Source organism: Bacillus sp. 22-7 (genome assembly GCF_010628845.1).
In the GTDB taxonomy this organism is placed as follows: Bacteria; Bacillota; Bacilli; order Bacillales; family Cytobacillaceae; genus Cytobacillus; species Cytobacillus firmus_B.
Genome location: NZ_NJQY01000035.1, coordinates 52,713 through 77,835, shown reverse-complemented (window position 1 = coordinate 77,835; position 25,123 = coordinate 52,713). Strand labels below are relative to the sequence as shown.

Annotated in this window: 24 protein-coding genes; 18 read left to right on the top strand and 6 right to left on the bottom strand. The window is 41.6% G+C overall.

The window, feature by feature from the left end; translation table 11 throughout:
• Positions 1–34: 34 nt before the first annotated feature.
• On the bottom strand, positions 35–568 hold the full coding sequence (locus CE058_RS21835) for a YceI family protein (protein WP_048010042.1): 534 nt from the start codon (positions 566–568) through the stop codon (positions 35–37).
• Positions 569–765: 197 nt separating this feature from the next.
• Between CE058_RS21835 and CE058_RS21830 the strand changes: the two genes are divergently transcribed.
• Positions 766–3,342 carry a DEAD/DEAH box helicase gene (locus CE058_RS21830; protein WP_163145048.1) on the top strand — a complete coding sequence of 859 codons (2,577 nt, stop codon included), beginning with the start codon at positions 766–768 and terminating at the stop codon, positions 3,340–3,342.
• 260 nt (positions 3,343–3,602) lie between these two features.
• Complete coding sequence (locus CE058_RS25180; RefSeq protein WP_286168122.1) at positions 3,603–3,935, top strand: TIM barrel protein; 333 nt, start codon at positions 3,603–3,605, stop codon at positions 3,933–3,935.
• Between the two features lie 38 nt (positions 3,936–3,973).
• On the opposite strand, the gene CE058_RS21820 is transcribed toward CE058_RS25180, so the two are convergent.
• Positions 3,974–5,107, bottom strand: a complete 1,134-nt coding sequence (locus tag CE058_RS21820; RefSeq protein ID WP_048010044.1) for a zinc-dependent alcohol dehydrogenase — start codon at positions 5,105–5,107, stop codon at positions 3,974–3,976.
• A 208-nt stretch (positions 5,108–5,315) separates the two neighbouring features.
• Between CE058_RS21820 and CE058_RS21815 the strand changes: the two genes are divergently transcribed.
• The gene (locus CE058_RS21815) at positions 5,316–6,308 is read left to right on the top strand and encodes an LLM class flavin-dependent oxidoreductase (RefSeq protein ID WP_163145047.1); all 993 of its coding nucleotides are present in this window, start codon (positions 5,316–5,318) and stop codon (positions 6,306–6,308) included.
• An 86-nt stretch (positions 6,309–6,394) separates the two neighbouring features.
• Positions 6,395–6,856 (top strand): SRPBCC family protein, encoded by a 462-nt coding sequence (locus CE058_RS21810; RefSeq protein ID WP_048010180.1) that lies wholly within the window; start codon positions 6,395–6,397, stop codon positions 6,854–6,856.
• A 39-nt stretch (positions 6,857–6,895) separates the two neighbouring features.
• On the opposite strand, the gene CE058_RS21805 is transcribed toward CE058_RS21810, so the two are convergent.
• Positions 6,896–7,378, bottom strand: coding sequence for a ribonuclease H-like YkuK family protein (locus CE058_RS21805; RefSeq protein WP_175609046.1), 483 nt, complete (start codon positions 7,376–7,378; stop codon positions 6,896–6,898).
• Positions 7,379–7,629: 251 nt separating this feature from the next.
• On the opposite strand from CE058_RS21805, the gene CE058_RS21800 reads away from it, so the two are divergent.
• The 6 genes from CE058_RS21800 (at position 7,630) to CE058_RS21775 (ending at position 13,226) form a co-directional block, all read left to right on the top strand.
• A complete protein-coding gene (locus tag CE058_RS21800; protein WP_048010181.1) occupies positions 7,630–8,073 on the top strand; it encodes a YndM family protein in 444 nt (147 codons plus the stop codon).
• 170 nt (positions 8,074–8,243) lie between these two features.
• Entirely contained in the window at positions 8,244–9,599 is a 1,356-nt protein-coding gene (locus tag CE058_RS21795; RefSeq protein WP_163145045.1) for a DEAD/DEAH box helicase, read from the top strand.
• Between the two features lie 23 nt (positions 9,600–9,622).
• Complete coding sequence (locus CE058_RS21790; protein WP_048010048.1) at positions 9,623–10,210, top strand: hypothetical protein; 588 nt, start codon at positions 9,623–9,625, stop codon at positions 10,208–10,210.
• A gap of 148 nt (positions 10,211–10,358) precedes the next feature.
• Positions 10,359–11,402 (top strand): Delta(5) desaturase DesA, encoded by a 1,044-nt coding sequence (gene desA / locus CE058_RS21785; protein WP_048010049.1) that lies wholly within the window; start codon positions 10,359–10,361, stop codon positions 11,400–11,402.
• A 91-nt stretch (positions 11,403–11,493) separates the two neighbouring features.
• Complete coding sequence (locus CE058_RS21780; protein WP_163145044.1) at positions 11,494–12,630, top strand: sensor histidine kinase; 1,137 nt, start codon at positions 11,494–11,496, stop codon at positions 12,628–12,630.
• A complete protein-coding gene (locus tag CE058_RS21775; RefSeq protein WP_048010051.1) occupies positions 12,627–13,226 on the top strand; it encodes a response regulator transcription factor in 600 nt (199 codons plus the stop codon). Before CE058_RS21780 ends, CE058_RS21775 begins: the two co-directional genes overlap by 4 nt.
• Before the next feature lie 36 nt (positions 13,227–13,262).
• Here CE058_RS21775 and CE058_RS21770 read toward each other — a convergent pair whose 3' ends face one another.
• On the bottom strand, positions 13,263–13,568 hold the full coding sequence (locus tag CE058_RS21770; RefSeq protein ID WP_163145043.1) for a hypothetical protein: 306 nt from the start codon (positions 13,566–13,568) through the stop codon (positions 13,263–13,265).
• A gap of 430 nt (positions 13,569–13,998) precedes the next feature.
• Between CE058_RS21770 and CE058_RS21765 the strand changes: the two genes are divergently transcribed.
• From CE058_RS21765 to CE058_RS21755, 3 genes are all read left to right on the top strand, one after another.
• Complete coding sequence (locus CE058_RS21765; RefSeq protein ID WP_163145042.1) at positions 13,999–15,096, top strand: branched-chain amino acid aminotransferase; 1,098 nt, start codon at positions 13,999–14,001, stop codon at positions 15,094–15,096.
• A gap of 112 nt (positions 15,097–15,208) precedes the next feature.
• On the top strand, positions 15,209–15,478 hold the full coding sequence (locus CE058_RS21760) for a DUF1292 domain-containing protein (protein WP_163145041.1): 270 nt from the start codon (positions 15,209–15,211) through the stop codon (positions 15,476–15,478).
• 86 nt (positions 15,479–15,564) lie between these two features.
• Positions 15,565–16,476, top strand: coding sequence for a CBASS cGAMP-activated phospholipase (locus tag CE058_RS21755; protein WP_048010055.1), 912 nt, complete (start codon positions 15,565–15,567; stop codon positions 16,474–16,476).
• 30 nt (positions 16,477–16,506) lie between these two features.
• Here CE058_RS21755 and CE058_RS21750 read toward each other — a convergent pair whose 3' ends face one another.
• On the bottom strand, positions 16,507–17,670 hold the full coding sequence (locus CE058_RS21750) for a glycosyl hydrolase family 18 protein (protein ID WP_227887042.1): 1,164 nt from the start codon (positions 17,668–17,670) through the stop codon (positions 16,507–16,509).
• 270 nt (positions 17,671–17,940) lie between these two features.
• Between CE058_RS21750 and CE058_RS21745 the strand changes: the two genes are divergently transcribed.
• Positions 17,941–18,918, top strand: coding sequence for a DUF438 domain-containing protein (locus CE058_RS21745; protein ID WP_227888059.1), 978 nt, complete (start codon positions 17,941–17,943; stop codon positions 18,916–18,918).
• Between the two features lie 28 nt (positions 18,919–18,946).
• Here CE058_RS21745 and CE058_RS21740 read toward each other — a convergent pair whose 3' ends face one another.
• Positions 18,947–19,765, bottom strand: coding sequence for a hypothetical protein (locus tag CE058_RS21740; RefSeq protein WP_283914395.1), 819 nt, complete (start codon positions 19,763–19,765; stop codon positions 18,947–18,949).
• A 351-nt stretch (positions 19,766–20,116) separates the two neighbouring features.
• Here CE058_RS21740 and pepF point away from each other — a divergent pair, with 351 nt between their 5' ends.
• The 4 genes from pepF (at position 20,117) to phnD (ending at position 25,121) form a co-directional block, all read left to right on the top strand.
• Entirely contained in the window at positions 20,117–21,904 is a 1,788-nt protein-coding gene (gene pepF, locus CE058_RS21735) for an oligoendopeptidase F (RefSeq protein WP_163145040.1), read from the top strand.
• A 161-nt stretch (positions 21,905–22,065) separates the two neighbouring features.
• The gene (locus CE058_RS21730; RefSeq protein ID WP_204260567.1) at positions 22,066–23,079 is read left to right on the top strand and encodes a glycosyltransferase; all 1,014 of its coding nucleotides are present in this window, start codon (positions 22,066–22,068) and stop codon (positions 23,077–23,079) included.
• 20 nt (positions 23,080–23,099) lie between these two features.
• Complete coding sequence (gene selD, locus CE058_RS21725; protein WP_204260566.1) at positions 23,100–24,149, top strand: selenide, water dikinase SelD; 1,050 nt, start codon at positions 23,100–23,102, stop codon at positions 24,147–24,149.
• Positions 24,150–24,212: 63 nt separating this feature from the next.
• Positions 24,213–25,121, top strand: coding sequence for a phosphate/phosphite/phosphonate ABC transporter substrate-binding protein (gene phnD / locus CE058_RS21720; protein ID WP_048010061.1), 909 nt, complete (start codon positions 24,213–24,215; stop codon positions 25,119–25,121).
• The last annotated feature ends 2 nt before the right edge of the window (positions 25,122–25,123 follow it).

Here is a 25,123-nt window from a genome sequence, read left to right as displayed (position 1 = left end):
TACCGCTTCGACGGTATACCTGCCTTTTTCTGCTTTACTCTGCTTTTGCTGCCTGTATTTGAAGGTCGATTTTTACTTTATCTCCTACAAGAACTCCGCCAGTTTCAAGTGCTGAATTCCATGTTAAGCCATAATCGCTTCGTTTGATAGCCCCTGCAGCTGTAAAGCCGACTTTTTCATTGCCCCATGGATCTTTGCCTGATCCTTCATATGTGACAGCAAAGGTTTCTGTTTTTGTTACACCATGAATCGTAAGATTGCCTGTAACATCATATTCATCGTCACCCTTGCTTACAATGCCTGTTGAAGTAAATGTCATTTGCGGATGGTTCTCAACATCAAAGAAGTCTGCAGAACGCAAGTGATTATCACGATCTTCATTTCGTGTATCCACACTTGAAAGTGCAATATTGAATGTAATATCAGCTGTTGTTAAATCTGCGGGATCTGCTGTAATTTCAGCATCAAAGCTGTTAAAGCTGCCTTTCACGTTCGCGATCATCATATGTTTGATAGAAAAGTCCACACTGCTGTGTGCTGGATCAACTGCCCATTTAGTTTTTGCCATTTTTTTCTCCTCCAATATTTTATCTTTAATTCAAGATGTTTTAATTCTAAATAAATTATATTCCGGTTCAAGTTTTATGTCAATGATATTTTTTGAAAAGATGGTAAAATGAAGACTACTTAAATTTTCAACATCATACATAACCTAAGTCATAATGATTACATCGCCTATTGGCGATGTTAAAAGGGGAACGGATCATGAATCAGCTTGAACAGATATACAATAGTGCTGAAGAGCATACAAAAATAAAAATTCTGGAGGATGCCGACCGTTATCTGGGCGGCCAGGAATCGATGCCCTCCTATAAGGAATATCTTTCTGAAAGATTTCATTATATCGATCAAATCTGGGTAAATGTGTGGCTGAATAAAATCACCGCCAAAATATCCAAGCAGGAAAAAAAGAAGTATTTAAGTGAGAAAGGATACGACACCGAAAATGTTGACAGGAAAATAATCAATCACCTGTTTCGGACTGAAATGAGGGATTATCAGCCTTTTAACAGTTTGGACTGGCTTAATGAACTATTTGAAAGCAATAATGAAGCTTGGGCTGAGCGCTATGAGAAGGCAAGGGCATATTATCTGCAGAAAGCAGAAGAGGAGCAGCTCCAGCGAAGAAAATATCGAATCCGTGAAAATATTGAAAAGAACATAGAGGAAATTATTGAACAAGATTATAGCCTTCTTTATCTCCATGTAAGACATATGGCTTCAAAGCAGCTGGTTTCAGATTTTAAAAATAAGACAAGGTATCAGAAGGTGGATACCTTCGCACTCGAAGAAAAGCTTGAGGAAACAGGCAGTTTCAATGCCGAAGATTATACTGTTATGGGAGAATTCTTCGAGGAGCTGACAGGGAATATTCATAAAGCATTGTATTGGGGAAAAGGCTATTTCGAATATGAAACGTATTACTATGTATATAAAAACCATATATCAGGATTTCTTTCCGATACTCTGCAAACACTCATCCTGCAGAACCTTCCGCAGCACCTATTCGAGGGATATGAAGATGCATATGATAAACCGCTGACCGGAAAGTCTGTTAAGAAGCTTATTTCCCATACTCTTCAAAACCTTTACGAAAGCTTTTTTGAAACCATTCAAGAGGAATATGTTGAAGATTTGGTCAAGCTTGCGGATATCCCATTTGACCCTGAAGCCCATCAAGAACAACTGGAGAAGGACATTGAAGACAGGGAAAGAAAAAAAGCAGAAGAACTGGCTGAGCAGCAGCGGAAGAAAGAGGAAGAAGAACGAATGCTCGAATATATTTTCGGGCAGGAATACAGTCCTTCAGTGGAACGGGCTAAAAAATATGTACTTCATATTGGAGAAACCAATACCGGGAAAACCCATCATGCGCTTGAAGGTATGAAATCAGCAAACAGCGGTATGTATCTGGCGCCTTTGAGGCTTTTGGCACTCGAGGTATATGATAAATTGAACCGAGATGGTGTACCATGCTCTTTGAAAACCGGTGAAGAAGAGAAGACAGTTGCCGGTTCCCAGCATCTATCCAGCACGGTAGAGATGTTCTATGAAAAGGATTTTTATGACGTCATTGTGATCGATGAATCTCAGATGATTACGGATAAAGACAGAGGCTTTTCCTGGTATAAAGCCATTACCAAGGCAAATGCCAATGAAGTCCATATTATTGGAAGCCGCAGTGCTAAAAGCATGATGCTGCAGCTGCTTGGCGAGGCAGATATTGAACTGAATGAATACAGCCGGGATATTCCCCTTGAAGTGGAAGCTAAAGAATTTAAATTCAGTCATGTCCGAAAAGGAGATGCACTAATCTGTTTTTCAAGAAAGAGAGTGCTTGAAACGGCCTCAAGACTTCAGCAAGAAGGGCACTCAGTAAGCATGATTTATGGAGCGATGCCTCCAGAAACCAGAAAAAAACAAGTCCAGCGTTTTATAAATGGTGAAACTTCTGTCATCGTATCCACCGATGCCATTGGGATGGGACTTAATCTGCCTATCCGGAGAATTGTATTCCTCGAAAATGATAAATTTGACGGAACGAAAAGAAGAACCCTTACTTCCCAGGAAGTGAAGCAAATTGCCGGAAGAGCAGGCCGAAAAGGACTTTACAATATTGGGAAGGTTGCTTTTACAAAAGATATCAAAAGAATGAAAGCTTTGCTTGAAATGGAAGATGCACCGGTACACAGCTTTGCCATCGCCCCGACCAATACAGTATTTGAAAGGTTTCAAAGGTATTACCGCGATCTCGGGTCATTCTTTGAGCTTTGGGATAAGTTTGAAAGCCCAAGAGGAACCAAAAAAGCGGCATTAACAGAGGAGAGAGACCTATATGAAAGGATTCGCGGCTCAGAAATTGAAGCAAAGCTCGGCCTGATGGATCTATATGGTTTTCTCCATCTTCCTTTTTCAAAAAAAGAAGCCGATCTTGTCCGTCAATGGGAAGAAACCATGTATGCGATCATTGATGGCGAGGAACTTCCTGAGCCCCGCATCAAGAACCGCAATTTGGAAGAGCTGGAGCTGACTTATAAAGCAATCGGCCTGCATTTGCTGTTCCTGTATCGACTTGAGCAGAGAACCGAGGCGTTATACTGGGAAAGATTAAGGGAAGAAATCAGTGACCATGTTCATGAAAGACTGAAAACGGACATTAAGGAGCTCTCAAGAAAGTGCAGAAAATGCGGCAAAAAACTGCCTTGGGAACACGAATATCAAATCTGTGATGAATGTCATTCTTCTCGTTCAAGAAGAAGGTATCATTACTATAGAAGGTAATGAATGGATGGGATCAGGATGTTATTCGGCTGCCACGTAAGCATAAGGGAAGGATATTTAGGAGCTGCAAAAGCAGCAAGGATCCGCTTGCAGGATATCAGTTAATGATTGGGATGCTTAATAAAATCCTCTCCCGCAGTAAAGAACATTGCTTAATCCTCCTAGAACAACACTGCTGGGTATCCTGGGTCAATGGGTACAACAATGGAGGAGCTTGTTCAGGTTCGGAGCCTGTGTGAACACCGGGATCAGATTGGTTTTTGCCTGGATACTTGCATGCCTTTGCCAGCAATCTCTGGAATGGAGAAAATCTAAATGAATTTCGAAAAAAAGGGGAAGAGCTGGGCTATTTCAATCATCTTAAAGCGATTCACTTTAATAACTCCAAATATCCGGCAGGCTCAGGCAAGGATAGACACGCCAATATATTTAACAAAGGTCACATTACTGAGAATCAATTTGATCAGCTTGTCAAAGCCGAACCATTTCGAAGATTGCCATTAATTCTGGAAACACCTTCTGATGAAGGAATTGAACATCATGAAGAAGTTAAACTTCTAATTAAAAGATGGGGAAATATAGCCATAAATTAAAAAGCCTGCTGTTTAACAGCAGGCTCTATTCATGCCAATTATGGCTTTAATACTACCTTGATGCAGCCGTCTTCATGTCCATTGAATATTTTATAGCCATGGCTTGCCTCTTCCAGGTTAATTTTATGGGTAATAATGTCTTTCGGATCAATTTCTTTATTAATAATTTTCTCATAGAGCATTGGCATGAATGGGATGACAGGTGCCTGTCCCATCTTAAGTGTAATGTTTCTGGTGAAGAAGGCACCGAGAGGGAACATATTATAGTTCGCTCCATAGACACCGGTTAATTGAACTGTTCCTGTTCTTCTTACAGCCTTTGTCGCAATTTGAATGGGACCCAGGGTGCCGCCTTGAAGCTTTAATTTTTGCTCAATAAACTCAAGGGGCGACTTTTTCCCGTCCATTCCTACACAATCGATTACTACATCAGCTCCTCCATGGGTAATTTCCTTTAAATGCTCCCCCATATCAGGATATTTGGTGAACTCGAAGACTTCCACTTTGTTTGCTGCCTTTGCGTGATTGATCCGATAATCAAGGTAATCAACTGCAATAACACGCTCCGCGCCTTCCATCCATGCAAACTTCTGCGCCATTAATCCAACCGGGCCACAGCCAAGGACAATTACTGTATCCCCCTTTTTAACACCGGCATTAACTACGCTCCAATAGGCAGTCGGAAGTACATCTGACAAAAATAATAGAGACTCATCTTCCAATTCACAAGATTCAGGAACCAGGAACGGCGTATAATTGCCAAAAGGGACTTTTAAATATTCCGCCTGCCCGCCGGGATGATTTCCGAATTTCTCTGAGTATCCAAAGTATCCCCCTGAATCATAATGCGGATTTGAATTATCACATTGGCTGGTTTGATCCTGCTTGCAATAAACGCACTGGCCGCAGGATACATTGAAAGGAATTACAACTCTATCCCCTTTTTTTACTTTTGTTACATCCGGTCCTGTTTCTTCCACGATGCCCATCGGCTCATGACCAATAATATACCCCTCTGGAAGAGGTATGTTGCCCTGGTATAAGTGCAGGTCAGAACCGCAGATAGCTGTGGATGTAATTTTAACGATAATATCATCTTTCTTTTCAAGCTTAGGGTCATCCACATTTGTAACTGCTACACGATTAGGCCCCTGGTAGGTTACCGCCTTCATATTCAACACTCCATTAATTAAAATTCTTAGCAGTATAAAATATCTATAAAACGATAAAGATTATTTGATTTGTTATACTTCTTAAAGCTTCTTTTTTTAAAAAAAAGGCAATAATATAAGTTTCACTCATCTGCACTTTATTATTCGTTTTACATTTTAAAATGGCGGAAACTTAGGAAACCAGCACATTTGAAAGAGGGGATTAACATTGAAAATAAGCATTTTGGATCAGGCACCCATTTCATCGGGATATTCACCCAAAGAAGCACTGGAAGCTTCTGTACAGCTGGCACTGTCAGCAGAGAGGCTGGGCTTCACAAGATATTGGATTGCAGAACATCATGATTTATCCGGCTTTGCCTGTTCAGCTCCTGAAATCATGTTGAGTTATATCGGTGCAAAAACAAAAAAAATACGGATTGGTGCAGGTGCCATATTGCTGCCGTATTACAAGCCATACAAAATTGCGGAATCATTCAATACGCTTGCTACATTATTTCCTGGCAGGGTGGACCTCGGAATCGGAAGGGCACCAGGAGGATCAGCAGAAGCGTCCATGGCGCTCTCAGATAATTTTTTGGAAGGTGTCCGCCAAATGCCTGAAAAGGTGATGGAGCTTCTTCACTTTTTACATAATGACTTTTCTCAGGATCACATGTTTGCAAAACTATCAGCTTCACCTCTGCCGGAAACTAGCCCGGAACCCTGGTTATTAGGAACAAGCAGAAAAAGTGCTTTAATGGCTGCTGAATCTGGATCTGCTTATGCATTTGGTCAATTTATGAGTGAACAAGATGGGAAAGACATCATAAAACAATATAGGAAGAATTTCATTGCAAGGGGAACTTTACAGAAACCAAAAGTTATATTAACAGTCTCGGCAATATGCGCTGAGACAACACAGAAAGCTGAAGAACTGGCACTCAGCAGCATGCTTTGGAAGATAAAAGCAGAAAACAATGAAGGCACTGATGGGATTCCTTCAATTGAGGAGGCAAAACACTATTTTCGCAGGCTGAATGTGGAGCCATTTAACAATAGAAACCGCGAAATTATAGGAAGCCCTAAAGAAGTTGCCGAGCATCTGATGGACATGAAGCACCAGTACCAAGCAGATGAGATCATGATTGTTACCCTTGTTCACCAATTTGAGGATCGTATACGTTCATATGAGCTGATCTCCAATGAATTGATCAAATAAAATAAAAATTTATGAATCTCGCCCTGTTAGTTTGAATACATATTCATGGAAACCAACTTATGAAATATTTAAAAGGGGCGGTAAAAATGGCAAGCTGCACACATCAGGCTGAAGTAAATATTCCAATAGGGGCAATATGGAGCTTTGTCAGTGATATTGGGAACTGGGCACCATTAGTGCCCGGATATATTGCACATGAGGTACTGAGTGACAAAGAGTCAACCTGGAGCTTCAAAAGCGATATGGGGATTATTAAGAAAAAAATCGAATTAAAAGTGGATATAACGAGCTGGCAGGAGCCAACAAAGGTTACGTTTCATTTAACAGGACTTAATGAGAAGTTTACTGGACATGGATACTTTCTTGCGGAGAAAGGAAAGAATAAGAAAAATATCATGACAGGATCACTTGATATTTCAGCAGAGGGAATGATGGCTAAAGTAGCGAATTCCTTGCTTAATACAGCTCTTCCTGAAATTACTGCAGAACTGACCGAGGCTGTGGCATTAAAGGCAGAACAGGAATACAGGGAGCATGCAGGTGTATAATTTGCCCCAATGAAAAGAACTCATATATCCTGAGTTCTTTTATTTCGTATATCGATTAGCGTAGCTGGAGGCCACGAATGCTTCCGGCTTTATTTTTGGCTCAAGGCCGATTGATTCGATCCTGGACACCATTTCTTTCACAAATTCTCTGGTTTTATTTCTTTTGCCTGATCCGATGTCCATATGCCCTTCCATTGAGAATGATCCGCCTTTATAAAGGAATGGCAGAACGATTTCAAACATTTTGTCTTTGTAATCCTCTGTAAACAAAGAGACCACTTCTTCAGTCAGCGAGGTTTCATAGGAGATTCGCTCATGAAGGTGCAGCATTTTCCTAGGTATAACAGTTTTCCGAATACATGCCCAGGCGCCTTTTCGCTTATTTTGAATCACAATCCCGGTTATAAACACAGTGCGATTGCAATGAACCTGTGAATCTGTTCCAATCATCAGCCTAAAGTTCCCATCAGGATTTCGCTTTATAAAAAGTAAGATCCGGTTGAATACCTGCTCAAAAGTCATATTCCTCTCCTGAAGATTTTGAAATTTATATTCAGCATTCACTTATTATCACCACATTAAGTATTTTGTCTCGGAGTATCACTCTTCCACAACCTTTAACTTAAAATGTAATCCCTATTACTGCCATTATATTGAGGGACACTGAACAAGTTGTTTATTTTTTTGAAAAAATTGCTTGTGAGGCAGAGGAACACAAAATGAATGGGAATCTTCATATTGATAAAAGCTATGGTAAAAGAGGAGGTATTCTTTTGAACAAAACACTTATCTTAATACTTAAATTAGCATCAGCTATGATTGCTTTTGCCTTTGCGCTTGATTTATTCTTTGATGCGACATTCGCAGATATTCTTTCTTTCAGTATTCTGGTAACAGCCATGTCTTATCTGCTCGGAGACCGCATCATCCTTCCGCGGCTTGGAAACCGGAATGCCCTTATTGCTGACTTTTTCTTAGTTTATGCATCTGTTTGGGTGTTTGGAAGTGTGCTGCTTAACAGTTATCTGCAAATCGCTTGGGGAAGTGTCATTGCGGCAGGAATTATCACTCTATCCGAAGTCTTTGTCCACAGATTCCTTGTAAATACCAGGGAATCCAGCCAAGAGAAGGAGAGCAGCCAATCTGCTCTGAATCCGCGGCTTGCCTATGGGATGGAAATGGCTGAAGAAAGAGAGCCAACAAAGGATTGGGAATAAATTTATCTATTGTGTTAGAAGCCCATTGAAGGCCATTTGGTCTAAACCTGGGCTTTTTATTTTGAACCAACCATTTTTTTCACGTTTTTATCCACTAGAATGCTTGCTATTTTGCCGCTAAACACACAATATAAATAAGGACATATTGAATAAAGAAAGTAGGGTTTTATTTGCAGGAATTTTTAAAACTTGGCATTTCGGAAGAGCTATCTGAAATTCTGCTAAAGCATGGCATTGCTAAGCCAACACCTATTCAGGAGCAGGCGATTCCAGCTGTTATGGAAGGAAACGATGTCATAGCACAGGCGCAGACAGGAACCGGAAAGACATTGGCCTTTATTTTGCCTATTCTGGAGAAAATGGACCCGAATGCCGTTCAGATCCAGGCTCTGATTGTAACGCCGACAAGGGAACTGGCATTACAGATAACAGACGAAGTACTGAAGCTTACGAAAGACAGTGATATAGATGTCCTAGCTGTATATGGAGGGCAGGATGTGGACAAGCAGCTCAAAAAGCTGAAAAAGAATGTCCAGATTGTAGTGGGGACACCTGGCCGGCTGCTGGACCACATCAGACGAAATACCATTGATTTATCACAAGTGGATTTTTTAGTATTGGATGAAGCCGATCAAATGCTGCATATAGGCTTTCTTGATGAGGTTGAGAGAATTATTAAAGAAACGCCTGCCAAAAGGCAGACGATGCTTTTTTCTGCAACTATGCCGGCAGAAATAAGAAAACTGGCAAACAAACACATGAAAGAGCCGCAGTATATCCAAGTTGAAAAAACACAGGGACCAGCCCATTCAGTTAAACAAATAGCGATACATACCTTCGACCGTGCCAAGCAGGGTACGCTGGTAGAGCTGATTCAAACCCATAGACCATTTTTGGCCGTGATCTTCTGCCGTACAAAACGCAGAGTAACCAAATTATATGAAGTGCTGAAATCGAACGGTTTTGATTGCGATCAGCTTCATGGGGATTTATCACAATCTAAACGTGAACAAGTAATGAAGAGATTCAGGGACGCAGAGATACAGCTGTTAGTTGCGACGGATGTAGCCGCTAGAGGGCTTGATGTCGAAGGGGTCACACATGTTTTTAATTATGATATCCCACTTGATCCCGAAAGCTATGTGCACCGCATCGGGAGAACCGGCCGGGCGGGCATGAAAGGACTGGCCATTACGTTTTATTCGTCTGCAGACAAGCCGCTCCTTGAAGCAATTGAAAAAGGACTGAAAATTACTATTCCTAAGCAAAACCTTGGCAATAGCGATATCAAGCCTGAAGCAGCATCTGAAAAAAAGAGGCCGGATTCCAAACGCCAAACCTCCGCTGGAAAGAAAAATGACAGCAGAAAAGGAGGCCAGCCAAAATCAAAAGAAGACAGGTTTTCCCATGAAAAAGGCAGAAAAGGCAAAAGCAGTTCACCTCGAACAGGCCGCACAAAAACCCAAGGGAAAAAGAAGCCTTCGCCCACAGCTTCAAGAAATTCATCCAAAAGACGGGGAAGGTAAAGATATTTGAGGAGGAAAGCAACTTGTTAAAAGAACGGATGGAAAAGCACTTGAAAGAACAGCCCGCTGAACTTTATGAAAAAGAAAAGGAATATGCCCAAAAGCAGGGACTCTTGAATGATGATCATGAAGCCGGAATCAAGAATCCCGAAGACCGATTTAATGATGCTTATATAGAAAGAGGAGATAAAGAAACAGAGGAAGTTCTCGGACAGGAGCCTGCCGGCTTTTTAAATCAACCAATAGACTACTTCAAAAATCATAAAAATGAATTTATGTATCTGGAGTCGAAATGGTTTGATCTGATTGGAGCGGATGCCGTTTCCTTTGAAACAGATGATGTTTTTGGCAACTATGAAGTAATGCTTGGACTGAAGCTGCCAAAAAAAGCAGAATCAGCTATAAGAGCATTTATAGACGAAAATACTCTTACCGGCACACCAAAATACAGCCTGATGTTCAGCCAGCAGGATGGGCTTTGGGATTTTAATTTTTCATTGAACGACCTTGAAGATTTTAAAGAGGAACTTTCAATAAAAGATGCATATCAGTTAGTGTACAAATTTCTTTTTAACCTTGTGTCAGAAGTGGAAGAAACCCGTAATAAATAAATATTTATAGCCAGATATTAGGATGAACTCTTAATTTTTTGTCCAAACCATGATAAATGTCATGGTTTGGACATGACACCTATGTCTACAAAGCAGTTTGCAAACCCTTTATTATTAAAATTAACGTCATGATGAAGGGAATTAACAAATGACTTCTAAACAAAAACAACTCAACTTAAAAAAACAAATGGCACCTTATGAAAAATCAGATTTAACCAAAAGCATTATGCAGCTTGTCAATACGCTGGGACCTTTTTTCCTGCTGTGGTTCCTTGCTTATAAGAGCCTGAGCATTTCTTACTTGCTGACGCTTGGCATATCTGTCGTTGCAGCAGGCTTTCTTGTCAGGATCTTCATTATTTTCCATGATTGCTGCCACCATTCCTTTTTCAAAAACCGCAAAGCAAACAAGATCATTGGCACAATCACAGGGATCCTGACCGTCTTTCCTTATCACCAATGGCAGCATGACCACAATGTGCACCATGCAACCAGCGGGAATCTGGACAAGCGCGGTACAGGTGATATCTGGACACTGACAGTGAAAGAATATCAGGATGCGTCATGGTCCACTCGTGTAGCATACCGCATCTACCGCAATCCGTTCGTTATGTTAGGTTTAGGCCCTATTTATGTATTTTTATTAAAAAACCGTTTTAACAGAAAAGGGGCAAGAAAGAATGAACGCATCAATACGTATCTTATAAATGCGGCCATCGCCGGTTTGTATGCGTTCATGTGCTGGACTATCGGGTGGGAAGCGTTCCTGATGGTGCAGGGGCCGATCTTTATGATTTCAGGAGCAGCCGGGATTTGGCTTTTCTATGTACAGCATACATTTGAAGACTCGTATTTTGAAGAGGATGATAAGTGGGAGTATGTAAAAGCTGCTGTAGAAGGAAGCTCCTTTTACAAGCTTCCGAAAGTGCTTCAGTGGCTTACAGGGAACATCGGGTTCCATCATATTCATCACTTAAGCCCGCGCGTTCCTAACTACAACCTTGAAAGCGCTCATTATAATACAGCTGAACTTCAGAACGTGCCGACGATTACTCTTTCTACCAGCCTGAAGTCACTCAAATTCCGTTTATGGGATGAAGAAGCCCAGGACTTCACCGGTTATGGAGCAGCAAAGAAGTCTGCCGTCAGCCAAAAACAGAGCAGAACTAAAACGGCATCTGTGAAGCCGTAAACTGAATGTATAAGCTGAAGAACAGCTCCTTTGTGATATGATAGCAAAGGAGCTGTTTCATTATTTCATGAATAAAAAGAGGGTACCTCATATGTTTAAAAAATATTTAACTGCATTGAAAAGTTCGGGCATTTCTCCATATATATGGAGTGTATTCAGCATTCTGCCGTTTTATTTCATCTTCAGATCCACATCTAAAATCACCATAGCCGTCGGAATTATCCTGACTATACTCTTTTTTATATCGCTGCGTTTTGCCTTTATATCACGGAAATGGCCTGTCTATTTATGGACTGGCATCTTAATCAGCATATCGATCACAATGACCATTCTCTTTTCATTTATTTATTTTGCATTTTATATTGCTTATTACAATGGCCATATCAAAAACAGGATTGCCTTTTTAACGCTGTATGTCATCCACCTGATCGCAACCACCATCTCCATAAACATTAATTTTGTCACCCAGAAGCCATTATTTCTCGAGCAGATCCCTTTCATTATTATCATTTGGATCAGTGTGATTTTGCTTCCTTTTAACATTCACAATAAGAAAAAGCAGGAAAAGCTTGAGGAACAGCTCGAGGATGCCAACAAAAGGATTGCGGACCTCGTCAAACAGGAAGAAAGACAGCGGATTGCCCGAGATCTTCATGATACTCTCGGACAAAAATTGTCTCTTATCGGGTTAAAAAGCGATCTGGCCAGGAAGCTCATCAGCAAAGATCCGGACCAGGCAAAGGAAGAGCTTATAGACGTTCAGCAAACCGCCAGAACAGCATTAAACGAAGTAAGAAAAATGGTTTCCCAGATGAGGGGAATCAGACTGAAGGAAGAAATTATCCTAGTTAAGCAAATTTTAAAGGCGGCTTCTATCGAATTCATCGGGGATGAAGATATCAAATTAAAAAATGTGTCACTCTTCCTTGAGAATATTCTAAGCATGTGCATGAAAGAGGCTGTAACTAACGTAGTAAAACACAGTAAGGCGACAGAATGCCGCATCCGCATAGAACAAACCTGGAATGAAGTCAGCATTACTGTCCGGGATAACGGTGTCGGCATGAATCCCTCAACAGATGTCGGCAAGGGATCCGGACTGCTTGGCTTAGGGGAGCGGCTCGACTTTGTCAACGGAAGTCTTGAAATTGTATCTGAGAATGGAACAACGATTATAATGAAAGTACCAACTGTCGTGAAGGAACCAAACAAGGAGGAGAGGGCATGATAAAAATCGTCATAGCTGAAGATCAGCGGATGGTGCTTGGTGCGTTAGGATCTCTGCTAAATCTTGAAGACGATATGGAGGTCATTGGGAAAGCTTCGAATGGAAAAGAAGCCATATCCCTTGTCAAAACTCTTAAACCGGATGTATGCATCATGGATATTGAGATGCCTGAAAAAAGCGGGCTGGAAGCGGCGGAAGAATTAAAAGACAGCGGCTGCAAAGTTATTATTCTGACAACCTTCGCGAGGTCAGGCTATTTCCAGCGTGCCCTTAAGGCCGGTGTAAGAGGGTACCTATTAAAAGACAGCCCAAGTGAGGAGCTGGCAAGCTCTATCAGAAACGTCCTGGAAGGAAGGCGCATCTATGCACCTGAATTAATGGATGATGTCTATGGCGAAGAAAACCCGCTGACAGACCGGGAAAAAGAGGTGCTGGAACTGATAGCGGACGGCAAGAACACGAAAGAAATTGCCGACCAGCTCAGCATTAAGACAGGAACCGTGCGCAACTATATTTCGGCTATTCTTGACAAGCTCGAAGTTACGAACAGGATTGAAGCCATTACCCAATCCAAAGAGAAGGGCTGGTTTAAATAGAATCTTCAATGAAAAAGGACAGCGGCCTATTAAGGCTTAGCTGTCCTTTTTCATTTTCTTTATTTCTTCCATCACGACGAAGGCAAGATCATCATTTCCGAACAAGGATAGAACACCAAGCAGAGTCTGATCAGGTACATCGCCTGCTTCTTCTTTTGGAACGGTCAGCTCCAGCGCTTCTTTTAGTGAACTGTTTTCCCCCTGATTCGGATATGCCTTTAAATAGATTTCCTCCGGATTTAAATCGTGATTGATGCACCACTGGGCAAATACGAGGATCATCATTTTCTCTTCGCCCTGATAGTTTTGAATAATTTTTTCTTCAAGCTCTTTACTGTCCATTATCATAAATCCCCTTTTGTATTTATATATTGATTATAAATTTAAAAACATGATTTTTCACCTTTATTTCTTTTTCTTTTGCACATAGAATTTTCAGTAATCCGAATTAATTCTAAATTTATTGTCAATTCGTATTGACAATTAAATAGTAGAATATCATAATATTAGAAAAACTTATAAAAACTTTAACAAATAACTGCACTACTGCCTTGAAGTAGAAAAGAGCGAAAGGCAACCCTTTCAAAAACAGCATACGAGTCTTTTTCTATGACTTCAGCTGTTGAGCATCCATATTGGTTGTTGCCGGGAAGCAAGCCCTTTCGTCCACGCTCGGAGGATGACTGGGCGTTTTTATTTACACTCTTTTAAGAGCAGCACGAAGAGCAGGCATTAGGTTTTTAAATCATCTACAGATAGGGAGTTTTGACAAATGACAGAATTAAAAATTGAAATCAACCACACACCTGAGAAAAAACAAAAACCTGCATTTGATAACCTGGTGTTTGGCAAGAATTTCACGGATCACATGTTTGAAATGGATTACACTGCAGGGCAGGGCTGGCATGACCCAAGAATTGTACCTTACCAGCCGCTTTCTCTTGATCCCGCTGCAATGATTTTCCATTATGGTCAGAGTGTATTCGAAGGGTTAAAGGCCTATCTGACCATTGATAATGAGGTGTTGCTCTTCCGTCCCGAAAAAAATATGGAGAGACTGAATAAATCCAACTCCAGGTTATGTATTCCTGAAATTGATGAAGAGCTTGCTCTTTATGCCTTAAAAGAATTAATTTCAGTTGACCGTGACTGGATTCCGAACATTGAAGGAACATCACTTTACATCCGGCCATTTGTCATTTCAACTGAGCCATATCTGGGAGTGGCTCCATCAACGAGATACAAATTTATCATTATTCTTTCGCCGGTAGGCGCTTACTATAAGGAAGGCATCAACCCAGTTAAAATTGCTGTTCAAAACGAATACGTGCGGGCAGTAAAAGGGGGAACAGGCACAGCTAAAACCGGAGGGAACTATGCAGCAAGTCTGAAAGCTCAGGAGCTTGCAAGCTTAACAGGATACTCACAGGTTCTATGGCTTGACGGAAAAGAAAATAAATATATTGAAGAAGTGGGAAGCATGAACATTTTCTTCAAAATTAACGGAGAAGTTGTAACACCAGAACTTAATGGCAGCATCCTGGAAGGAATCACTCGAAATTCTGTACTGGAGTTACTGAAATACTGGAATGTTCCGGTGTCCGAGAGAAGAATTTCCATTGAAGAAATCTATCAGGCACATGCCGATGGCCAGCTTGAAGAAGCATTTGGAACAGGCACGGCCGCTGTTATTTCTCCAATTGGCGAATTCTTCTGGGACAACAAGATTATTGAAATCAATGAAGGGAAAACCGGGGATTTGTCCAAGAAAATCTATGATACACTGACTGGCATCCAAAAAGGAACCGAACCTGATCCATTCGGATGGAGTGTAAAAGTGGAAAAGAAAGAGACAGCAGGAGTTAAATAATTCTTGATGATTGGATCGGCACCTAAAGCCGATCCTTTTTCTATTTTAGGCATGAAATCCCTCTAAAACGGGAAAATATAGTAAGAACCTATTAAGGAGAGGAGATTAAAAAATGGACAAGATAGAAGTCGGAGAAGTTTTTACAATCAGTGATGAAAATGATCAGGAAATGGAAGTGGAGGTCCTCGCATCTGCGGAGCTTGATGGCAGCCAATATGCTGCTGTCAGCTTTGTCGAAGATCTTGAGGAGGATACAGAAGAAGATATTGATGTGTTCTTCTTAAAACTGGATGAAGATGGCGACTTTACACCCATTGAAAGCGATGAGGAATTTAATAAAGTCTCTGCTGTATTCGAAGAAATGATAAACAAAGAGGAATAGAAGAGAAGGAATCTTCCTTCTCTTTTTTTACATAGGAAAATGCTTCGATCTTCTGGAGAACGATTACGGAAACAGCAGGTGATCCAATGAAAATATTATGCATCGATGGCGGCGGAATACGCGGTGTTTTTGCCGTAAGCATCCTGAAAGCTCTCGAAGAGGAACTGAAACAGCCTGCAGGCGACTATTTTGATATAATCGCAGGCACAAGCACCGGGTCGATCATTGCCTCTTCACTGATCCTGAAAAAAGGTATGAGCGAGGTCCTGAATGGATACGAATCATTCGGGAAAAAAATTTTTGTTAAACAGGCTAAGGTCGGCCTTTTTAAAAGTGTATACAGTGATAAGTATATGCGGCGCTTTTTCCGGAAAGCCTTTGGCGAAACGGAGCTGTCAGATATAAAAAAACCGCTTTTGATTCCAGCTGTCGATGTGACACATGGCAAACCGTTCGTCCACCGTTCCAATTACGGAAGTCCCGGCAACGATAGCCTATCCATGAAGCTTTGGGATGCAGTGCTTTCCTCCTGTTCTGCACCTGTCTATTTCCCGCCGAACAACATCAGCAACAGTTATTTATCCATAGACGGAGGGCTATGGGCTAATAATCCATCACTCGTTTGTATTACGGAGGCTATGCATCACTTCAAGATGGAGCTGCAAAACATAAAAATTCTTTCGCTTGGAACCGGTCTTCAAAAAATTGATTTTACGATTGATCATGATAAATATTGGGGTGTAAAGCATTGGCTGCCATTCCAGCTCCCATCGATGAAAGTGACGCCCAAGCTATTGGACCTGGCTCTTCATTTATCCTCCGAATCGGTTACCTACCATTGCAAACATCTTCTCGGAGAAAATTACCTGCGCATTAATGAAGAGCTGGGAGAAGAAATGCCTTTTGACGAAATAAAGTTTGTGGAAGAATTGATTATGCTCGGGGAGAAGGTCTATAAGGACCGGCGGGAGGAAATTAAGAAGTTTTTACTTTCATGAAAAAGAGCAGGGAATTTTCCTGCTCTTCTCTCATTTTGTATGAATCACAGAATAATACTTTACAGGCTCTGCTGTGTTTTGAAGAACTTCAGCAATCGTTCCAGTGAGGCTGTAGGCCCCCTTTGCGTCATGGCCAGCTTCCCAGATCATCATTCCGCCGAATCCGTGGTTTAGAGCCAGGATGGTTTTCTTTTTCATGGTGGCGGACCCATTATAGTAATAGCTGATGCCATTCATGCTGGTTCTATCTTTTGCTGCATTTTCAGGATTGTTGTTTATGACGGCCCGATAGGATACCGGCTTAACGGCAGGATCCTCCGGCTGAGCATAAAGAGGAACACCCAGAACCAGTTTATTTTTGGAAATCCCTTCTGAATCAAAGAGATTGCCCCAATAATTGGCGATATTCTCTGTAAAGGAATAGGGAGAAAGATTTGCGGCATTGTATCCCCCATCCCACTGGCCGTCATATGCCATGATATTCACATAATCAACCTTCCTGAACATGTCGGGCTCATACACAACATATCCGCTCTCTGTACCTGTTACACTATGAACCTTGGCATGAACCGCAACAGACAGCTCCTTGCCGTTTGCATGGAGCACTCCGCTCAAATGATTGATAAAAACAGCCAGGAATCTTGCATCCTCCTTTGAACGCGGATGCTCAAAATCAATATCAATTCCGTCAAGGTTTTCCTTTTTAACCAGCCCCGAGAGTTCTGTTACAAGCCTGTTTCTCGAGGAGTCTTCCGCTATTGCCTGTTTAAAATAATCATAGGATTCCCCGCCATTGATATGAAACCATCCCCCCACAGCTAGGAATGCCTTCACATCTTGCTTGTGAGCATTCGACACCACTCTCTGCAGATTACTCCGCGCAGTCTCACCATTAAAAGAAATGCTTCCGTCTTTCTCAGGATGAGCAAAAGAAAAAATGACATGAGACAGATTTGAATAATCGATCGAAGCGGGATCGCGATAATCCTGGACATAACTCATCAGCACTTTTTCCGGGATCTTTGAAAACTCCGGAACCTTTTTTGGAACAGGAAGTTTGTCCGATTGGGAAGCAGGGGCAGGCTGTTTAATAGACTGGAGCCCGCTTGTGTTTTTTGTATAGTAAATGCCGGCAGCGAATCCGCCGGAAAAAATAATAGCAATCATGATCAAAACTTGATATTTTCTCTTCACTGCTAGAAAACCTCCATCTTTCAATCCTTTAAAAGTGTAACAAAAAAGGGAAGAAGAAGGGGGTGGTAATTTATTGCTGACATTCCATTCCGGCATAAAAACAATAAACTTTTATTTTTATATGATCCTCATCACAATAAGAACTTTTTCTACATGGTACATTCCTTATAAGCACTAATAACAGCCTTGAAAAAGGATTGATATAGGAGGAATTGTACAGTGAGCGAACTAATTAATAACCGTGAACATCCGGACCATCACAGCCATTCTATTCATAGCAATGAAACAGCTGCTCATCCTAAACCGGAAGAACAGCCCGGGCATCCCATCCATACTTTCACCCGGGAGAACAAGGCAATTGATAAGCATCTGAGAGAAAATGTTAAGGTCCATCTCGAGTCGTTCATCCAGGAAGATCATGAGGACAATGTTTATGCACTATTAGAAGACTGCATTCTGCTCCTTGATCTTGATAAGCATTACAGCCGAAAGGAAAATCTGCTTTTTCCTTACCTGGAGAGGTACGGAATTTATGGTCCAACAAATAATATGTGGAGCATAGATGACTTTATCAGGGATGGCATCAAGGAAGCCAGGAACCTCCTCACCCATTACGAGGGGGACAAGCAAAAGGTCATCAATGCAGTCCGTTTCGTTTTCAATGAAGTCAGTGCCATGATTTACAGGGAGGAAAATATCCTTTTCCCAATGGCTTTAAAAAACCTTACAGAAGATGAGTGGGTAAAGATCGCCCATGAAAGCGATGAGATTGGGTTCTGTCTGACCGGCCCTGAAAAGGAATGGGAGCCCGAACGGAAAGGGATTGACGGGAATGCAATATCAGAAGGCTACATCAAAATGGAAACGGGCATTTTGTCCTTAAAGCAGCTGGAGCTGTTATTCAATCACTTGCCTGTCGATATCACCTTTATTGATCATGATGACGTTGTCCGCTATTTCTCTCATGGCAAGGAAAGAATCTTTGCCAGAACGAAAGCCGTGATTGGACGAACCGTTCAGAATTGCCATCCGCCCCGCAGTGTACATGTAGTGGAGGAATTGCTGAAGGATTTCAAGGAAGGACGAAAAGACTCTGAAGATTTCTGGATTAAATTCAGGGATAAATATGTTTATATCCGTTATTTTGCTGTACGGGATGATAACGGGCTTTATATGGGAACCCTTGAATTCACACAAAACATCAGTCCCATACAGGAAATCAAGGGAGAGAAAAGGATTCTTTCTTAATCAAAAAAAGCTAAGAGCTTAATGCTCTTTAGCTTTTTTTGATTTTTGATGGATTATTAATTTTGTATAAAACAGATTCTTCGATAATGAATTCTTCGTCACAGTCTTTCCCTTTAGGCAATTTCTTTTTAACTATTTTCCCATCGAATTCGAGTCTTTCACCCGGCTGAAGTTCAAATTTCTTTAACGTTTTCGAATGGGAACACCAGCCAAGCCCAACTTCAATCGGTTCGTCCTCCTGAATGATAAGATCTTCAAGTATGATGACTTCATCATTGGCTTCATTGAAATGGTTCCAGCTCAGGGCAAGCTGCTTAACTTTAGCTGTAAAGTGAACCTTATCTGCCGGAAGCTCAAACGCAGGCTGTTTTTCCTTTTTGGCTTTTTTGGCAGCCGGTTTATCACTTTTGCTGTTATCAGCAGATTTTTTTGTTTCATCAACAGACTTCTCTGCGGCTTTTTTTGGTGCTTCTTTTTCAGAAGGAGCTGAGGAGATATCCCCAAAATCAGCAGCCAGGGCTTTCCCAAAGCTAGGGGACTGCATCTCCTTAAGATAAGCCGGATGTATGCAGCTCAGATTTCCATCCTGAAACTCGATTATAATCGTATAATAATCTCCAGACTCGCCGTACGTCTGATACCCTTTAACCGTTACAAGACGCTGCTGTGTTTTTTCTTTATACCAGAATTCCTTTTTAACTTCTCTAGTAGTTGATAATCCCCATTCCCTGACTTTCTCTTCATAATGCGCATCGTCCTGAAAGGTTTCAAAATGACCCGCCGGAGGAAAATACACAGTATTGTTTGAGTCTTCTATATGAGGCAGAGTAATCGCCAAACCGTCCACATCCTTTCAACATTATTTTAATAGCCATTAGTGATAAAATCAAAAATGTGGAAGGGTTTTTGCGATAACTTTTGAATATAGTTAATTAATAGTGGCTGTTTTTCGAAGATTGTTGTTTGCTTATGGATTATGCCCGTTGATTTCCGCTGCAGGCACTTGCTTTCCGCGGGGCGGGCGCTGAGCCTCCTCGACGCTACGCGTCTGCGGGGTCTCACCTGTCCCGCTACTCCCGCAGGAGTCAAGTGCCCTCCGCTCCAATCAACTCAGCAAATTATACTCAGTTATGTACAAGCAACAAATTTTACGAAAACAGCCTAATAAAACAACAGTTTGCTGCAAAGGAGTAATAACATGAAAACATACAAAGACAGAAATGATGTTCCGCTGGATGAAAAATGGAATCTGGAAGACATATACCCAAGCATGGAGACATGGGAAGAAGATTACAAACATATTGAACAACTGGCCGATAAGCTGAAAACCTTCGACGGACAGATTCACGATGGCAACTCCCTTTATCAATACCTTGAAAAAAAAGAAAAACTCTCTTACATATTTAATAAGCTGTTTGCTTATGCGATGCTGAAAACCGATGAAGACACACGTGTGACAGATTCTCAGGCCTATGTAGACAGGGCAAAGCAATTAAGCGTTAAAGTCAGTTCTTCCACTTCTTTTTTTATGCCTTTTCTCTTAAGCCTTGATGAGGAAACACTGAAGGGCTATATTGCTGAAGAAAAGGGCTTGAAATACTTTGAGGAGGACCTGCTTGAATCCTTCCGCTATAAGCCGCATGTCCTTAATAAGGACAAGGAGGAAGTCCTGTCCCATCTTGGCGAAGCACTTTCGGTTCCCAGCCATACTTTCGGAATGATGAATAATGCAGATATAAAATTTGGCGATGTAACAACTGAGGATGGCGAGAAGGTTGAACTGACACGGGGCATGTATGCGAAAATCATGGAAGAAGAAGACCGGGAAAAGAGGAAAGAAGCCTATAAGGCCTATTACCAGCCTTATGTGCAGCTGAAGAACTCCATTGCTTCCACGCTTTCTGCTGCGATAAAAAACAATGTTACTATGGCCAAAATCCGCAATTATCCTTCAGCACTTGAAAAAGGATTGTTCGGTGATCAGGTGCCAAAGGAGGTGTATGTCAATCTAATTGAAACGACTAAAAAGAATATCGGGGCAATGCATCAGTATACTGCGATCCGCAAGGAAAAGTTAGGCGTTGACGAGCTGAGGCAATATGATCTAAGTGTTCCTTTAGTAAAGGGAGTCAAACCTGAAATATCGTATGAAGAAGCTTATGACACAATGTGTAAAGCGCTCAAGCCTCTTGGGGATGATTATATTTCTATTCTGAAGGAGTTTAAGTCAGGCCGCTATATTGATGTGCGTGAAACTCCAGGGAAGCGGTCAGGCGCCTATAATCTGGGCATTTATGGTGTTCATCCTTATATCCTTCTGAATCACCGTGATGATCTGGACAGCCTTTTTACACTTGCTCATGAATGCGGGCATGGTGTCCACAGCAAACTGAGCTCACAGCACCAGCCGCAGATTACCGCCCGCTACAGCATCTTTGTGGCGGAAGTCGCTTCCACAGTGAACGAAGTACTCCTGATTCATTATCTGCTGAACATGGAGAAGGATAAAGATGTCCGCAGGCATCTCCTTAATCATTTTATTGATCAGTTTAAAGGAACCTTCTTCACTCAAGTAATGTTTGCTGAGTTTGAGATGAAAACCCATGAATTAGCGGAAAGGGGAGCGCCGCTTAACGCTGAGGTTTTCAGCGGAATTTATGAACGTTTATTCCGCGAATATAACGGGGATGAAATTGTTTTTGATGAAGAAGTGAAATTCGGCTGGGCCAGGATCCCTCATTTTTACCGTCCATTTTATGTGTATAAGTACGCAACCGGATTTGCGTCTGCCATTCATTTGGCAGCGAAAATTCTTGAAGGGGACAATGAAACGCTGCAAAACTATCTGGAGTTCTTAAAAAGCGGAAGCGCCGATTATCCGCTGGAGCTGCTAAAGAAAACCGGAGTGGATCTGACTTCCCCATACCCGATTGAAAACTCCCTTCAGAAATTCAAAGATCTTGTAGAAGAATTCGGAAACCAATAGAAGGATGGCCTGTTTCTAGAAACAGGCTTTTTTACAGTCATAATTAAAAGAACAGCCTGCTGAAATACAATTAATGGACAGGATGAAATATTCCTGCAATAATTGATGCAAACTTTAATTAAAACGAAGATAGAGCAAATACAATTGTGAAGGATGACAGGATGAAAGTACTTCTGGCAAGCCCGAATTTTCATCAGGCAAGAGGAAATACAGTTACCGTTCAGCGTATTTCTGATAGCCTCAATAAGCTGGGCATTGAGACTGAAATAATCAATATCACAGACCGCTGCAAATTAACCAGCCTGCCCAAAGCCGATATTGTGCATGGCTTTAATGCTTATCGGTTTGGTCAATTTATTAAGAAGCTTGGTGAAATTCCTGAAAGATACGTCGTAACGATGACCGGCACTGATTTGAATATCGACCTTAATGATCCGGTGAAGAAAACCGAAGTCATTCAAACCATTATCAATGCCGAAGCTATACATGTATTTGATGAAGAAGCTAAGCTTGTACTGGCAGGTGAAATTCCTGAAGCAAAGGATAAAATCAGCGTTATCCATCAGGGCACTGTAATATTTTCTAGAGCTTGTGCCGACTATAAAAAAGAACACGGCACTTTTTTATTTTTGCTGCCGGCAGGAATCCGCAAGGTGAAGAATATTCCTTTTGCCATAGAAAAACTTAAAGTATTATATGAAAAGAATCCCCGCATCCGTCTTTGGCTGGCGGGCCCTGTTATTGAAGAAGAAGAGGGAAATAGCGTAAAGACCCTCACTGAAAAAAATAAAGAATGGGTTCAATATCTTGGCCAGATCCCGTATCACCATATGGGAGAGCTGTACAGGCAAGCGGATGCCGTATTGAACACATCCCATTCTGAAGGCCAGCCTGCTGCCATTTTAGAAGCAATGGAGTATAGCCTTCCAGTTCTTGCAGCCAATAACCTGGGCAACAGGAATATCATTTCACATCAGGAAACCGGTTTAATCTACACTAATCCGGTCGAATTTCTTGATTATGCAGACAAACTAGTGAATAATAACGAATTGAGGATTAAATTGGGGCATGCTGCCAAACTCTACGTTGAGGGCAGTCATTCTTCGGAATATGAAGCCAAGGCACTTCAAAAAATTTATGAAACCATCTTAGAAAAATCCCCAAGTAAACATTGAATAAGTAAGGAGAGAGAAATATGTCGAGAGAAGAAATCGTAAAATTAACTTCTTTATCAACAAAAGGCGGCTGAGGATGCAAAATTGGTCCTGAAGACCTGGCGCAGGTTCTGCGTCATTTGCCTAAGTCTGTACCTGACCCGAACCTCCTCGTAGGATTGGATACATCGGATGATGCAGGCGTATATAAAATAAATGATGAAACTGCCCTTGTGCAGACACTGGATTTCTTTACTCCTATCGTTGATGATCCATATATGTTCGGCCAAATCGCCGCAGCCAATTCGCTGAGTGATATTTACGCAATGGGCGGCAAGCCTATAACCGTCATGAATATTGTAGGTTTCCCTATCAGCAAACTGGATAAAAGCATACTTGCAGACATTCTGGCTGGTGCATCCGATAAAGTGAAAGAATCCGGTGCTGTGTTAGTTGGTGGGCACTCCATTGACGACCAGGAGCCAAAATTCGGCTTATCTGTGACTGGAACCGTACACCCTGAGCGGGTAAGAACAAATGCTGGAGCCAAGCCAGGCGACAAATTGATCTTAACCAAGCCGATTGGCGTTGGCATTCTTACTCAAGCAATTAAAAGGGATATGCTGGATCAGGAAGGCATTGACCGTGTGATGGAAGTTATGGCTGCTTTGAATAAAGAAGCAGCTGAAGCAATGGATAACTACCAGGTTAATGCCTGCACAGACATTACTGGTTTTGGCCTTCTGGGCCATGCCATGGAGATCGCAGAAGGAAGCGGCACAGGAATAACCATTGAAAGCACAGCCGTGCCTGTTCTTCCAAAAACCAGGGAGCTTGCCGAGCAGAACATTATTCCCGGCGGCTCTAAAAAGAATCATAAATGGCTGTCCGGCCGGATTCAATATGAAAATATTGATGACGTAGACCAAGTGATTCTTTGTGATGCTATAACATCAGGAGGACTTTTAATAACCGTTCCTGAATCAGAAGCTGAACCCCTCCTAAATGACCTAAAGGAAAAAGGGGTAGAATGGGCTTCCATCATCGGGACAGTCACAGATCAGAATCCCGGAAGGATTACTGTTATCTAAAAAAGGACTCGAAAAGAGTCCTTTTTTACCTTTACTACAAAACATAAACAAGGAAGTGCAAAAATGAAAAAATTCTTAATGCTCCTGACCATCTTTTCACTGATGCTTCTGTCTGCATGCAGCGGAAACGACTCAGACTCAAAAAATACAGACGAGAATGGAAAAGAAAAGTCGAAAGAAACGTTCACCATTGGGGTCATCCCTGTTCAAACAGAGGGATCCATGGAAGCTGCCATGGAAAAATTGCAGTCAACCTTATCTGAAAAACTCGATCGGGAGGTAGCTGTCGAAGTTTATCCGGATTATAACGGGGTAGTGGAAGCCATGAACTACGATAAAATTGATATGGCCTATTTCGGCCCGTTAACATATGTTGTTGCCCATGAGAAGAGCGGCGCAAAAGCCATCATTACACAGCTGATTGATGGAGAGCCATTCTATTATTCATATATCATCACCCACAAAGACAATCCATGGAATTCACTAGAAGATTTACTGAAAAACAGCAGTGAAGCTGACTTTGCCTTCGGTGATATCAATTCAACTTCAGGATCTCTTATCCCATCCATTGAATTGAAGGACCGCGAAGTATATAAATCCGAGGATGACCACAGCTTTAAATCCGTCCGATTCACGGGCTCACATGATGCTACTGCATTGGCAGTTCAAAATAAACAGGTGGATGCCGGTGCGATCGACAGTGCCATTTACAATCAATTAGTAGATTCAGGAAAAGTAGATGGAGAGCAGATTAAAACGATCTGGAAATCAGAAAAGCTTTTCCAGTACCCTTGGGCTGTACATGAAAACACCGATGAAGAAACAATTAAAGCATTGAAGGAAGCATTTCTGGCAATTGAAGATCCCGAAATTCTGGATGCATTCGGTGCAAGCGGATTTACTGAAGCAAGCAACGAAGATTATGAAAGCATCCGTCAGGCTGCCCTAAAAGAGGGACTTATTAAAGAATAGGG